Annotated in this window: 13 protein-coding genes and 1 pseudogene; 9 read left to right on the forward strand and 5 right to left on the reverse strand. The window is 67.1% G+C overall.

Annotated features, from left to right (window positions below; genetic code table 11):
* Both A5767_RS02110 and A5767_RS02115 read left to right on the forward strand, forming a co-directional pair.
* A complete protein-coding gene (locus A5767_RS02110) occupies nt 1-474 on the forward strand; it encodes a nitroreductase family deazaflavin-dependent oxidoreductase (protein WP_064851545.1) in 474 nt (157 codons plus the stop codon).
* A gap of 90 nt (nt 475-564) precedes the next feature.
* Complete coding sequence (locus A5767_RS02115) at nt 565-1,224, forward strand: GNAT family N-acetyltransferase (protein WP_006551922.1); 660 nt, start codon at nt 565-567, stop codon at nt 1,222-1,224.
* Between the two features lie 58 nt (nt 1,225-1,282).
* Here the strand turns inward: A5767_RS02115 and A5767_RS02120 are convergent, their stop codons facing one another.
* Entirely contained in the window at nt 1,283-2,197 is a 915-nt protein-coding gene (locus A5767_RS02120; RefSeq protein ID WP_019290111.1) for an SDR family oxidoreductase, read from the reverse strand.
* Entirely contained in the window at nt 2,194-2,970 is a 777-nt protein-coding gene (locus A5767_RS02125) for an SDR family oxidoreductase (RefSeq protein ID WP_006551924.1), read from the reverse strand. The genes A5767_RS02120 and A5767_RS02125 overlap by 4 nt, the downstream gene beginning before the upstream one ends.
* Before the next feature lie 194 nt (nt 2,971-3,164).
* On the opposite strand from A5767_RS02125, the gene A5767_RS02130 reads away from it, so the two are divergent.
* From A5767_RS02130 to A5767_RS02155, 6 genes are read left to right on the forward strand one after another with little or no spacing between them, the layout of a single operon-like run.
* Nucleotides 3,165-3,719, forward strand: a complete 555-nt coding sequence (locus tag A5767_RS02130; protein ID WP_064061699.1) for an FAS1-like dehydratase domain-containing protein — start codon at nt 3,165-3,167, stop codon at nt 3,717-3,719.
* The gene (locus A5767_RS02135) at nt 3,716-4,123 is read left to right on the forward strand and encodes a Zn-ribbon domain-containing OB-fold protein (RefSeq protein WP_024102932.1); all 408 of its coding nucleotides are present in this window, start codon (nt 3,716-3,718) and stop codon (nt 4,121-4,123) included. Before A5767_RS02130 ends, A5767_RS02135 begins: the two co-directional genes overlap by 4 nt.
* Complete coding sequence (locus A5767_RS02140) at nt 4,120-4,530, forward strand: MaoC/PaaZ C-terminal domain-containing protein (protein ID WP_064851546.1); 411 nt, start codon at nt 4,120-4,122, stop codon at nt 4,528-4,530. The genes A5767_RS02135 and A5767_RS02140 overlap by 4 nt, the downstream gene beginning before the upstream one ends.
* Complete coding sequence (locus A5767_RS02145; RefSeq protein ID WP_039585806.1) at nt 4,527-5,711, forward strand: lipid-transfer protein; 1,185 nt, start codon at nt 4,527-4,529, stop codon at nt 5,709-5,711. The genes A5767_RS02140 and A5767_RS02145 overlap by 4 nt, the downstream gene beginning before the upstream one ends.
* Before the next feature lie 39 nt (nt 5,712-5,750).
* Nucleotides 5,751-6,983: an acyl-CoA dehydrogenase family protein gene (locus A5767_RS02150; protein WP_064851547.1), complete on the forward strand. Its 1,233-nt coding sequence runs from the start codon at nt 5,751-5,753 to the stop codon at nt 6,981-6,983.
* Between the two features lies 1 nt (nt 6,984).
* Nucleotides 6,985-8,115: an acyl-CoA dehydrogenase family protein gene (locus A5767_RS02155; protein WP_064851548.1), complete on the forward strand. Its 1,131-nt coding sequence runs from the start codon at nt 6,985-6,987 to the stop codon at nt 8,113-8,115.
* A gap of 70 nt (nt 8,116-8,185) precedes the next feature.
* Here the strand turns inward: A5767_RS02155 and A5767_RS02160 are convergent, their stop codons facing one another.
* On the reverse strand, nt 8,186-8,782 hold the full coding sequence (locus tag A5767_RS02160; protein WP_255312751.1) for a TetR family transcriptional regulator: 597 nt from the start codon (nt 8,780-8,782) through the stop codon (nt 8,186-8,188).
* 256 nt (nt 8,783-9,038) lie between these two features.
* On the opposite strand from A5767_RS02160, the gene A5767_RS02170 reads away from it, so the two are divergent.
* Entirely contained in the window at nt 9,039-9,557 is a 519-nt protein-coding gene (locus A5767_RS02170; protein ID WP_006551933.1) for a flavin reductase family protein, read from the forward strand.
* Nucleotides 9,558-9,610: 53 nt separating this feature from the next.
* Here the strand turns inward: A5767_RS02170 and A5767_RS02175 are convergent.
* Together A5767_RS02175 and A5767_RS02180 are read right to left on the reverse strand one after the other, a co-directional pair.
* Nucleotides 9,611-10,297: pseudogene (locus A5767_RS02175) on the reverse strand (MFS transporter); the annotation flags it as partial.
* Between the two features lie 238 nt (nt 10,298-10,535).
* Entirely contained in the window at nt 10,536-12,431 is a 1,896-nt protein-coding gene (locus tag A5767_RS02180; RefSeq protein WP_231913098.1) for an ATP-binding protein, read from the reverse strand.
* Between the last annotated feature and the right edge of the window lie 215 nt (nt 12,432-12,646).

Genomic DNA, 12,646 nt, shown 5'->3' on the forward strand with positions numbered 1-12,646 from the left:
ATGGGCACCGAAGCGGCGCCGAAGGGCCTCGACTCGAAGGCCACGATCTCGATCATCAAGTGGATGTCGCGGTTCAACGTCGCGGCGTACCGGGCGACCGGCGGTCGCATCGGCGGGAAGTGGCGCGTGGGAAGCGCCTTCCCGTGGGGCATCCCGGTGTGCCTGGTGACCACGATCGGGCGGAAGACCGGGCAACCGCGAACGGTCCCGCTGCTGTTCCTCGAGGACGGCGACAAGGTGGTCCTCGTCGCCTCCCAGGGAGGACTGCCCAAGCACCCCTTGTGGTTCCGCAACATCCAGGCGAACCCGGAGACCACGGTGCAGATCAAGTCGCGCATCCGGACCATGCGGGCGCGGGTCGCGAGCGACGAGGAACGAGCGGCCTACTGGCCACATCTGACGGCGATGTACCCGGACTTCGACAACTACCAGTCGTGGACCGACCGTGTGATTCCCGTCGTCGTGTGCGAGTGAGCGTCCCTCCCGGCACGGCTCGCCGGGACGGTCCCGTGCGGGAATACTGAGTCTCGTACGTCCAGGTTCTCGACGAAGGGATGTCGCACGATGGAAACCACCGATCACGACAAGGTGCTCGACCGGCGGGAAATCGCGGCCGCGCTGCTCCGGGCGCTCGAACGACGCCACGAGGTGCTCGACGTGATCGTCGAGAGCAAGGATCGGGGCGACGCGGTCGCGAAGCTCGCCTCGCTGCTCGACACCGACGAGTTCTGCGCGGAGGCCGTGCTGAACCTTCCGTTCCGCCGTCTGACCCAGGCGGAGCGGAAGAAGATCCGTGAAGAACTCGACGATCTCGATGCGGTGCTGCAGTGGACGACGGCGGCGCGTCCGTACGCGACCGGCGCGCATTTCCGGTTGCGGCCCATTTCCCACAGCGCGGCCGACACGGCGCTGTTCAAGCAGCGCTGCGCCGACCAGCTGGGTGACGACAGCGACGAACAGGTCGAATCCGAGCGGCAGCGCGGCAGCGAGCTGATGGACGACGAGTCCGGAATGTGGCTTGTGGCCGAAGATCTTTCGGGCGACGAGCCGAAGGCCATCGGGTTCGCGTTCGGCGAGCTGACCGGCAACGAGGTCGAGGTGCGGATCTGGGTGCATCCCGAGTTCCGCAAGCAGGGTTACGGCACCGCCACGCTCAAGCAGGCACGTTCCGAACTCGCTGCCTACTTCCCCGGCTCCACCCTCATCGTCCGCACGCCCGCCTAGAGCGGCGACGCCGTCCGTGCGCGTTTCCGGTGATGACCACCGGAAACGCGCGGGGACATCACGCTCCGTAGACCGGCGTCGGCGGCTGCGACGCTGCGATCAGCTTCTCGACGACGGGACCGAGTTCCTTCGGATCCCAACGGTCGCCCTTGTCGATCGCCTCACCGTGGCGCCATCCGTCGGCCAGCGACACCTTGCCGCCCTCGGCCTCGAACACGCGACCGGTCACGTCCTTCGCTTCGGCACTGCCGAGCCACACGACCAGCGGCGAGACGTTCTCCGGCGCCATGGCGTCGAAACCCTCTTCGGGTGCGGCCATCATCTCGGCCATCGCGCCACCGGCCCCGACGGTCATGCGGGTGCGTGCCGAGGGTGCGATCGCGTTGACGGTTACCCCGTAGCGGCCGAATTCGGCTGCGGCCTGGATCGTGAGCGTCGCGATACCGGCCTTGGCGGCGGCGTAGTTGCCCTGGCCGATGCTGCCCATCAGGCCGGCACCCGAGCTGGTGTTGATGATGCGGGCGTCGACGGGGTTGCCGGCCTTGGCCTCGGCGCGCCAGTAGGTCATGGCGTGACGCATCGGCGCGAAGTGCCCCTTGAGGTGCACGCGGATGACCGCGTCCCACTCCTCCTCGCTCATGTTGGCGAGCATGCGGTCGCGCAGGAATCCGGCGTTGTTGACGAGCACGTCGAGTCGGCCGAAGTTGTCGAGGGCGGTCTTGACGAGGTTCTCGGCGCCGGCCCAGTCGGCGACGTCGTCGCCGTTGACGACGGCTTCTCCCCCGGCCGCGCGGATCTCCTCGACGACCAGCTCGCCGGGCGACTCACCCGTGGCCGAACCGTCGCTGCCGACACCGATGTCGTTGACAACGACCTTCGCACCCTCCGCGGCGAAGGCGAGGGCATGGGCGCGACCCAGTCCTCGCCCGGCGCCGGTCACGATGACGACGCGCCCGTCCAGCAGTCCACTCACTTCGTCTCCTTCGTTTCGGCCGCTGCCATGTAGGCAGGGCGTTCACCGCCACCGTGGACGGTCAATGTCGATCCGCTGACGTAGGCCGACAGCGGAGAGGCCAGGAATGCGGCGCAGTGGCCGATATCTTCGGGCTGGGCCAGCCGTCCCAGCGGAACGGTCTCGCCGACTGCGGCGACGCCGGCCTTGTCTCCGTAGAACAGGTGCGACTGTTCGGTTTCGACCAGGCCGACCACCACCGAGTTCACCCGTACCTTCGGGGCCCACTCGACGGCGAGCGACTGTGCGAGGCTGTCGACGCCCGCCTTGGCCGCACCATAGGCCGCGGTGCCCGGCGAGGGGCGGGATCCGCTCACGCTCGAGATGTTGACGATCGAGCCGCCGGTGTCCTGCTTCTGCATCACCGCGTTGGCGGCCTGCGCGACCAGCAGCGGGGACAGCAGGTTCAGTTCCACGATCTTGGCGTGGAACTTCGGGCTGGCATCGGCTGCCAGCGCGTACGGTGACCCGCCGGCATTGTTCACCACGGCGTCGAGCCGCCCGTGGCGGTCGACGATGGTCTCGATCAGCGCGGCCACCTGATCGGCATCGCGGACGTCGCACGTCAGGAACTCCGCGGTCCGCCCGTCCACCTCGAGAGGCTGTTCGGGCTCGTTGCGAGCGCACGTCACGACGGTCGCACCGGCACGCAGGAACACCCTGGTGATGCCTGCACCGACTCCCCGTATTCCCCCGGTGACGAGCACGACCGCGCCGTCGAGTCCCAGATCCATTCGCTGCCTCCACGTCATTCATCCCGCGGGATGCGCGGGTCTCACGTCGACAACTTACCAAGCAATCGCTTGGTTCGTTACCGGCTCCCCCTCACCCCGCCACTGCTCCTGCTCAGTGGGAATCACGGGAACTCGCTTGTCGGCCCCACTTAGCGTGACGACGAACGCGCGCGTCGAAGAGGAGTGACTGGGCCATGCAGACCGTCGAGCAGGATTACGAGAAGTACGTCGGGCAGGTGGCCGAACCACCCCGCGTGGCCCGATACGCCGTCAACGACGCCATGATCCGCAACTGGGTCGAGGCCCACGACGACTTCAACCCGATCTACGTCGACGCCGAGGCCGCGCGCGAGACCGGACGCGACTCCGTCGTGTGCCCGCCCGCCATGATCTCCACCTGGATCATGGCCGGCTACCGCCGCTGGCGTGACGTGCAGCGCAAGCGCGCCGAGGGCGTCGTGGAGGACTTCGCATACTCCCGGATGCTTGCCGACCTCGATCGGGAGGGTTTCACCTCCGTCGTCGCGACGAACGTCGAGCAGGACTACCACCGCGAACTCGTCCCGGGCGACCACATCACCGCCCACTACACGATCGAGTCCGTATCCGAGGTCAAGCGAACGGGTCTCGGCCACGGCCGATTCTTCACGCTGTACAAGCGCTACGAGGACCAGAACGGCGAAGTCGTCGCCGAGGAACGCTTCCGGATGCTCCGGTTCAACCCGAACACCGACAAGGAGACGCGATGACCGCCGTCCCCCGGCTCACCATCACCCAGGACAACCAGTTCTGGTTCGACGCCGTCCGTGAGGGCCGACTCGAGATCCAGCAGTGCAGCGAGTGCGGCACTCTGCGCCATCCTCCGGGCCCGGCATGCCCCGCGTGCCGCTCGTTCGAATGGAAGACCGTCGAATCCTCACGGCGCGGAACGCTTCACAGCTGGACTGTCATTCACCACCCGCAGGATCCGGCCTTCGAGTACCCGCTCGCCGTCGGACTGATCGACCTCGACGAGGGGATCCGCATCGTCGCCGACATCGCGGGCGTCGACCACGACACCCTCGAGATCGGCATGGAACTCGAGGTGGGATTCGCCGAGCACGCACACGGCGAGATCCTGCCTCAGCTGCGCAAGCCCGGAGGAGACGCATGAACCTCGCCGAATGCACTGTCGGACAGGAACTTCCCCAACTCACCCTGCCTATGGATCGCACCACCATCGTGGCTACCGCGATCGCGTCGCAGGATTTCGAGGATGTGCACCACGACCCGGACGCCGCACTCGGACGCGGCACACCGGACGTCTTCATGAGTATCAATGCCACCAACGGTTTCGTCGACCGGTACGTCACCGACTGGACCGGACCGTCGGCGCGGGTGCGCCGCGCGTCGCTGCGCCTGGGCGTGCCCTGCTTCCCCGGCGACCCCATGCACATGAACGGTGAGGTGACCGCCGTCGACGGCGCGACCGTCACCCTGAAGGTGCAGGGCCGCAACAGCAGAGGCGTCCACGTCACTGCCGAGGTCGTGGTGGAGCCCTACGAGAGGAAGACACGATGACCGTCAAGGGCTTCTCCGGAGCCGCTGCTATCGCCGGTATCGGAGCCACCGAGTTCTCCAAGAACTCCGGCCGCAGCGAATGGCAACTCGCGTGCGAGTCGGTCCTCGCCGCTCTCGAGGACGCACAGATCGGTGTCGAAGAGGTCGACGGCTTCGCGCTGTTCACCATGGAGACCAACCCCGAGATCGCCGTCGCCCGCGCGCTCGGCATCCCGGAACTGAAGTTCTTCAGCCGGATCCCGCACGGCGGCGGCGGCGCCTGCGCACCCGTGCAGCAGGCCGCGCTGGCCGTCTCGAGCGGTGTCGCCGACGTCGTGGTCGTCTACCGCGCCTTCAACGAGCGCTCGGGTCACCGTTTCGGCGCCGGGCCGCCGCCCTTCGCATACAACTCGAACACCGACCAGGAATACCGGAACTGGATCAACCCCTACGGCCTGCTCACTCCCGCTCAGCAGGAGGCCTTCCTGGCCCGCACCTACATGCACAAGTACGGGGCGACCAGTGCAGACTTCGGGCAGATCTCGGTGCTCTCGCGCAAGCACGCGGCGAACAACCCCAAGGCCTGGTTCTACGAGCGGCCCATCACTCTCGACGACCACCAGAACTCGCGGATGCTCGCCGACCCGCTGCGTCTGCTGGACTGCTGCCAGGAGAGCGACGGCGGACAGGCACTGGTCATCGTGAGTGCCGGACGCGCACGGGATCTTCCGCACCCGCCGGCGATCATCACCGCTGCAGCGCAGGGTGTCGGTCCTCAGCAGATCTCGATGAGCAGCTACTACCGCGAGGACATCGACGCGATGCCCGAGGTCGAACTCGTCGCCCGGCAGATGTGGGCACAGGCCGGCTTCGGTCCCGAAGGTATCGACGCCGCGATCCTGTACGACGCCTTCACCCCGATGGTCCTGCTCCAGCTCGAGGAGTACGGCTTCTGCGGTCACGGTGAGGCGAAGGACTTCATCGCCGACGGCAACCTCGAGGTGGACGGGCGACTGCCGATCAACACCCACGGCGGTCAGCTCGGCGAAGGCTACATCCACGGCGTCAACGGCATCGCCGAAGGCGTCCGGCTCATCCGCGGCACCTCCGTGAACCAGCCGGCGAAGACACTCGACAACGTGCTCGTCACGGGCGGATCGCCGGTGCCGCACAGCGCGATCGTCCTCTCGGCCGACCGTTAGGCCCGCAACCCGGGCCCCGACCACCTCTCAGGAGACCACATGCATCCCGAGCTGTCCGACAAGTCACGGCGGCTGCGCACCGAACTGCGGGAGTATTTCGCCCGCATCATCGACGACGACGATCGACGCGCCCTGGTCGATCAGACCGAGGGTGGACCGGTCTTCGACAAGATCTACCGGCAGATGGGCGCCGACGGCTGGCTCGGTCTGGGGTGGCCCGAGGAGTACGGCGGACGCGGGGAGGATCCCGAGGCGCTGTACGTTTTCTACGACGAGACGATCCGTGCGGGCGCACCGGTCTCGCTGGTCACTCTCAACACCGTTGCGCCGGCACTGATGAAGTACGGCACGCAGGAGCAGAAGGACTTCTTCCTTCCCAAGATCCTCACGGGTGAACTGAAGTTCGCGATCGGGTACACCGAGCCCGGTGCCGGCACCGACCTCGCTGCACTTCAGACGCGGGCACGCATCGACGGTGACGAACTCGTCATCGACGGCAACAAGCTGTTCACGAGTTCGGCCATCTTCGCCGACTGGATCTGGCTCGCCGTGCGCACCGATCCGGACGCGCCTCGCCACAAGGGGATCTCGGTCGTGCTCGTGCCGACCTCGTCGCCGGGCTTCTCCGCCACCGAGATCCAGACCGTCGGCGGAATCAGCACAGCGGTCACGTACTACGAGAACATCCGCGTTCCGCTGAGCAACGTCGTCGGCGAGCTCAACGGCGGCTGGACCCTCATCACGAGCCAGCTCAACCACGAGCGTGTCGCGCTGGCCGCCCGCGGTGGCATCGCCAACGAGATGTACGACGAGGTCCTCGCCTGGGCGAAGCAGGAGCCCTTCGGCCCCGGCGTGCTGTTCGACGTCCCGTGGGTGCGTTCGACGCTCGCGGAGGTCTACGCGCTGCTGTCGGCCGCCGACCTCGTGAACCTGCGCCTGGTGTCGGACATCGCGGCCAACACCCTCGACGGTGGCGACTCCGCCGCCGCGAAGGTGTTCGGAACCGAAGGTGTGGTCGCGGCCTACGGAATGTTGCAGGAGGTGCTCGGCGCCCGCGGTCTGCTGCGTCCCGGTAGCCGCGGCGCGGTGATCGAGGGCCGCGTCGAAGCGCTCGGTCGACGCGCGCAGAACAACACCTTCGGTGGTGGCAGCAACGAGGTGATGCGCGAGATCGTGGCGGCGAAGACCCTCGGAATGACCCTGGGCGCCCGCAGGCGCCCCGACGCGACGGCACAGGCTGCGGTGAAGACGCCGGCCGAGACGAGGAGCTGACATGGAATTCGAACTCGATGACGACCTGATCGCGGTCGAGGACCTCGCGTCGCAGGTCTTCGGTTCGCTGGCCAAGGTCGAGCGTGTGGTCGAGGTGGAGCGCACCGAGGGCGGTTTCGACGCCCCGCTGTGGCAGGCACTCGCCGACGCCGGCCTCCTCGGACTCGCACTACCCGAGTCCGTCGGCGGCGCCGGCATGGGCATGCTCGGGCTCACGACGATCCTGCAGCAGCAAGGTCGTCGCGTCGCTCCCGTGCCGGTGTGGTCCACCGTGGCAGGTGCGGCTCTCCCGCTCGCGCAGTTCGGCACGGGAACCCAGGTCGAGCGTTACGTTCCCAAGCTCATCGACGGTTCCGTCGTCCTGACCGGCGCGTTCGACGACACCCCGGGCGCGAGCCCCGCCGTGACAGCGATCCGCAAGGGTGACGAGCTCGTCATCAGCGGCGAGATCCCGTCCGTTCCGTGGGCGCCCATCGTCGCCGGTGTCATCGTCCCGGTGCGGTGTGACGACGACTCGGTCGCCGTGGTGGTCGCACCGGTGGATGCGACCGGTGTCGAGACCGTCCCGGTCGCTGTGACCGGACGCGGCGCCGAAGCGGCGGTGCGTTTCACGGACGTGCACATCGGAGCCGAGGACGTCCTGCCCGGTGACGGTGAGGAGATCGCGGCCTGGACCCGTCGTCGTATCCGCCTCGCTCTGGCTGCCGTTCAGCTCGGGGTGTGCGAGGAGACGCTGCGGGCAACGGCGAAGTACACCTCCGAGCGCGTACAGTTCGGCCGCCCGCTGTCGACGAATCAGGCTGTCGCATTGCGCGCGGCCGATGCCTACCTCGACACCGAGGCGATCCGACTCACGGTGCGGAAGGCGGCGTGGTTGATCGACGTCGGACGCGAGGACGAAGCCGACTCCGCGGCCCTGGTCGCCAAGTGGTGGGCGTCCCGCGGCGGTGTGCGGGTGGGCTTGACCGGCCAGCACCTGCACGGCGGCATCGGCGCCGACATCGACTACCCCATCCACCGCTACTTCCTGTGGGGCCGGCAGCTTGCGTTCACCTTCGGCGGCGCCGACGCGACGGCAGCTGCCCTCGGGGACGTCCTGGACACCGCACCCCCGATCGGTGCGGCCGGATAGTCTTCTCGCACCGATGACGTGAGTCCTTCTCCGCAGACCGCGGAGGGGGACTCGCGTCGTTTCCGGTGCCCTACTCCGACAGGTGCGCGAGCAGCAGGTCGCAGCTCCTCCGCACATCGGCCTCGGTCTCCTCGAGGGTCGCTCCGCCGTTGAGATAGGTCACCAGCAGTCCGGACCACAACATCGACAGCAGCCGCACGGCGTTGCGATCCTCCTCTGTCGGCTCGTCGAGGCCTGCCCTCTCGAACAGGATTCGGTGGAACGTCCGCCTCACCTCGGTGGAGTCCGGAACCACCGAGGCCGGGGCGGTGCTGTTGGACAGCAACATCGCGGAGGCCAGGCGTGGTCGGTCGACGAACCGGCGGGTCATCTCGACGAGCGTCTCGGTGATCGCCTCGCGCGCGCTCGTCCCCGGTTTCCGTTCGGGCAACCGGTCGGCGCCGAGCTCGAGCCGGTGGAGCAGCAACGCCACGAACAGGTGCGTCTTCGACGGAAAGTATCGGTACAGGGTGCCGATCGCGACCTCGGCGTTCTTCGCCACCTCGGTCATCTGCACGCGGGCCAATTCGTGCTCGGACCCCAGCTGCGCTGCAGCCTCGAGGATCCGCACATGGCGTCGCCGTTGTTCGACCGAGGTCGGCTCGGCTCCGTCCCGCGCCTTACCGATTCTGGGCACCGGTCCCCCTTTCCACGATGACGACCCGTCGATTCTGCACCGAACCGCCCGGCAGATTGTCGCATCGCGGATCGTCCACGGTCCCGAACGGTGGGAGCACGGGCACCGGACGTCGTGCTGGGACGGCATCGGATCCGAGCGTCCACTGAGCGAGAAGCCGGTCCGTCCCGACTTTCTCGGGCCGTAACGTCGGAGTCGGAGAAGGACGGTCGGAGTCGACCTCCACGATCGAATCGGAGTGAGCCACATGCAGACCCGGATACCGACCCGCGACACCGACCACAGGATCGAACTGCCGGGCCCCGACGAGATGCGACGTGCCATGGGACGGTTCGCGAGCGGCGTCACCGTCGTGACCGGTCTCGACGAGGACGGGCCCACCGGCTTCGCATGCCAGTCGTTCGCGTCGGTCTCGCTCGAACCGCCCCTCGTGTTGTTCTGCGCGGATCACCGCGGGCGCGCGTGGCCGCGGATCCGCCGCGTCGGCCGGTTCACCGTCAACGTGCTCGGTGCCGACCAGAGTGATCTGTGCGCGCGTTTCGGGTCGAGCCGCGGTCCGAAGTTCGACGGTCTCCACTGGGAATTGTCCCGCTGGGACACTCCGTCGCTGCCGGATGTCCTGCTGCGGGTGCACGCATCGGTGGAGGATGTGCACGTCGCGGGTGATCACGACGTCGTCATCGGCCGGGTCGCCGAACTGGAGTGCGTCGGCGACCGGAGTCCGATGGTGTTCTACCGCGGGGCGTTCGGGCTCGACGCGCGGTAACTCCGCCGATACTTCCTCCGTCCGCTGCTACCGACGGGCGGAGGAAGTCGTCGTCACACCCTCACGGAGGGCGTCGCGCCGGCGGCAACCTTCGCGAGACGGGCCCGGCGCGACTGCGGACCGGCGACGGTGAGGACAGCCGCGGGAAGCGCGACGCCTGCGCCCGTCAGCAGGACGACCCGGAAGCCGGACTCCGTGGAAATGGTATGACCGGCGAACGGCACGCTCATCTGTGCGAGGACGACACCGACGACGGCGGAAGCGGAGGACGTGCCGACCGACCGCATGAGACTGTTCACGCTTTTGGCGGATGCCGTCTCCGTGGCAGGGACCTCCCCCATGATCAGGGCGGGCATCGCACCGTATGCGAACCCGACTCCCGTGCTGCAGATCGCGGCGACGACTGCCAGGCCCAGGACCGATCCCATCAACAGCAGCCCTGCCGTGTACCCCAGAGCGATGATCAGGCAGCCCACCAGCAGCGTGGTCTTCGGGCCGTGGCGAGCCGAGAGCTTTCCTCCGATGGGAGAGACCGCCATCATCATCAGACCACCCGGTGCCATGCACAGACCCATCATGATCATGGACCGGCCGAGTCCGTGACCGGTCTCTTCCGGCAGCTGCAGGATCTGCGGAAGAATCAGCGACTGGGCGTACCTCGCGAAACCCACCACGATCGAAGCACTGTTGGTGAGCAGTACGGGCCGGCGGGCGGTGACGCGCAGATCCACCAACGGATCGCGAACCCCGGCTCGAACGCTTCAACAACGACATCGAACGCTTGACGGGGCATCCGTGGCCGCGACCCCCCGGGTCCGCAGTGCATCTTCCCGACGGATCCGTCGGGGGGATGTGAGCCGGGGGTACCGTGCGAACACGGTTCGGTGGCCGGCCGAGACCACCGGCAGACCGGAACACCCGCGGTACGAGTGATGCCACCGCCGTCTCGACGGCGGTGGCATCACTTCCGGTCACACGTCAACCACGATACTTTCCGTGGGCAATACCTCCGGCGGGCGTCGTCGACGGCACCAAGGACGGAAGTTCCTCGGTCCTGAGCCGGCGGGGGCGTTCCGTCATCACGGTGGGCTGGACCGTGTGCACCTCGCTGAGGAGAGCGGCCGGGAAGTAGACCGACGCCGTGACACCGGCGTTCGTCTCGGTGTCGAAGGTCGGCCTCAGACGCACGCTCATGCCGTTGCGGGCCGCCAGACGCCCGATCACGAACAATCCCAGTTGACGCGGGGCGTCGACATCGGCATTCTCACCCGCCGCGAGACGGATATTGATCTCCTCCATGATATCTCGGGGAATACCGATTCCGCGATCGGCGATATCGAGAAGCAGGCCACCCTCCACGGCGGAGGAGAACTCGAACCTGACGGGAGTGGTGGGCGGGGAAGCCCGCAGCGCGTTGTCGACGAGTTCGGCCACCAGATGCACCACGTCGTTCACCACCTTACCGACGAGATATCCGCGCGGGGTGTTCCCGATCTGCACCCGCTGGTAGTTCTCCACCTGGGACACCGCACCGCGGAGCACGTCGCCGAGCGGTGCGGGCCCGCTGCGAGTACGCGGGCGCGTGCCCGCGAGAACCAACAGGGATTCGCCGGTACGCCGCATGCGCGTCGCCAGATGATCGAGAGCGAACATGCTCTGCAACCGGGCGGGATCCTTCTCCTCGTATTCGAGAGATTCGATCAGCGAGAGTTGCTGTTCGACGAGGGTCTTGTTGCGGCGTGCCAGCGTCTCGAGCATCACGTTCACCTGTTTCCTCAGGTGGGCCTGCTCGCCGGCGAGACGCAGCGCCTGCGTGTTCATCGAATCCACCGCTCGGGAGAGTTCGCCGATCTCCTCGTCCGTATCGGTGCCGACGGGAGCGAGACGGACGGTGTCGATGTCGGCCCCGTCCTTGACCGCCGCGATGGCGGCGGGAAGCTCGGTGTTCGCCGCTGCGAGAGTGTTGTCTCGCAGACGTCCCAGGGGCACCGACAGGGAACGGATGACTGCTATCGCGAGGAGCAGGGCGAGTACGAGTGCTGCCGTGACGAAGAGCGCGTCGCGGGTGGCCGCGGTACGTGTCTCGTCCGCCAGTTCTTCGAGCGTCCCGATGATACGCGCGCTGGCGCTGTCGATCCCTTCCGCATAAGACCGGGACGCCGAAAGTACGGCGTTGCGAAGGTCTTCCCCGAATTGCCTGCTCGGCGTGAAGTTCTCGATCAACCTACGGCGCGCTTCGATACCGCCGAGCATCCCGTCGATCTGCCCGGTATCGAGCCCCGATCCTCGAAGGAGCCGCAGCGTCGACTCTTCGGTGTTCATGGCGCCGGTCGCCAGGATCCGGGCGGCTTCGGGGTTGGTGGCCAGCAGCCGGAAGGACTCCATCTGGTCGAGGAGGTTGAGCTGCGCGTCCCACATCAGGAGCAGGTTCGTGGCGTCGACGAGAGCGTCGTGGTTCTCGAACTGATCGAACAGATCTCGGAAGATATCCCTGCACCGCACCAGGAAGTCGGTGGTCAGGCGACCGAACTCCTCGGCTCCGAGGGAGGAGTTCATGACCCCGGCGTAGAGCTGGTCGCCCTGCGCGAGCAGCGCATCGAGTTCTACGGCGACATCGGAGCTGAGATCGCTTTCTGCGGCGAGTTCCCTCAGAGTGTTCATGGACTGCGTCACATCGTCCGCGGCCACGCTCTTGGGCGTGAATCCGAGGCTCGTGGCGGCGGTAATGCTGATCACAGCGATGGAGAAGTCGAGCAGCGCCGGCGCGACAACGGTCTGCTCGGACAATGCGGCCGACCGCTGCGCCTCGTCGAGCTGAGTCGTGACGCGCACGGCACCGAGAGCGACAGCGAGGACGAGGGGAATCGACAGCACGGCCGCGAGTCTGTATTTGAGACGCCAGCGACCGATCTGCAGCGCACCTGTTCGGCTCGGCTCCAATTCTCGGATCTCCCTTTCACGATGAAGAGAACGTGCTTTTCGGACATAAATTACATCTTTCCGAAACGTTCTACACCAGATCCTCGTTCGGGCACATACCCCGTCCCGGGCACGGAGACGAATTCCGTGCCGGTCGTCCTCGCCCGAGG

This window comes from Rhodococcus sp. 852002-51564_SCH6189132-a, from assembly GCF_001665495.1.
Lineage (GTDB): Bacteria > Actinomycetota > Actinomycetes > Mycobacteriales > Mycobacteriaceae > Rhodococcus > Rhodococcus pyridinivorans.

Coding starts and splice junctions, on each gene's coding strand:
- A5767_RS02135 (WP_024102932.1), top strand. CDS start 3,716: ATGACCGCCGTCCCCCGGCTCACCATCACCCAGGACAACCAGTTCTGG.
- A5767_RS02130 (WP_064061699.1), top strand. CDS start 3,165: ATGCAGACCGTCGAGCAGGATTACGAGAAGTACGTCGGGCAGGTGGCC.
- A5767_RS02110 (WP_064851545.1), top strand. CDS start 1: ATGGGCACCGAAGCGGCGCCGAAGGGCCTCGACTCGAAGGCCACGATC.
- A5767_RS02170 (WP_006551933.1), top strand. CDS start 9,039: ATGCAGACCCGGATACCGACCCGCGACACCGACCACAGGATCGAACTG.
- A5767_RS02150 (WP_064851547.1), top strand. CDS start 5,751: ATGCATCCCGAGCTGTCCGACAAGTCACGGCGGCTGCGCACCGAACTG.
- A5767_RS02125 (WP_006551924.1), bottom strand. CDS start 2,970: ATGGATCTGGGACTCGACGGCGCGGTCGTGCTCGTCACCGGGGGAATA.
- A5767_RS02140 (WP_064851546.1), top strand. CDS start 4,120: ATGAACCTCGCCGAATGCACTGTCGGACAGGAACTTCCCCAACTCACC.
- A5767_RS02145 (WP_039585806.1), top strand. CDS start 4,527: ATGACCGTCAAGGGCTTCTCCGGAGCCGCTGCTATCGCCGGTATCGGA.
- A5767_RS02115 (WP_006551922.1), top strand. CDS start 565: ATGGAAACCACCGATCACGACAAGGTGCTCGACCGGCGGGAAATCGCG.
- A5767_RS02155 (WP_064851548.1), top strand. CDS start 6,985: ATGGAATTCGAACTCGATGACGACCTGATCGCGGTCGAGGACCTCGCG.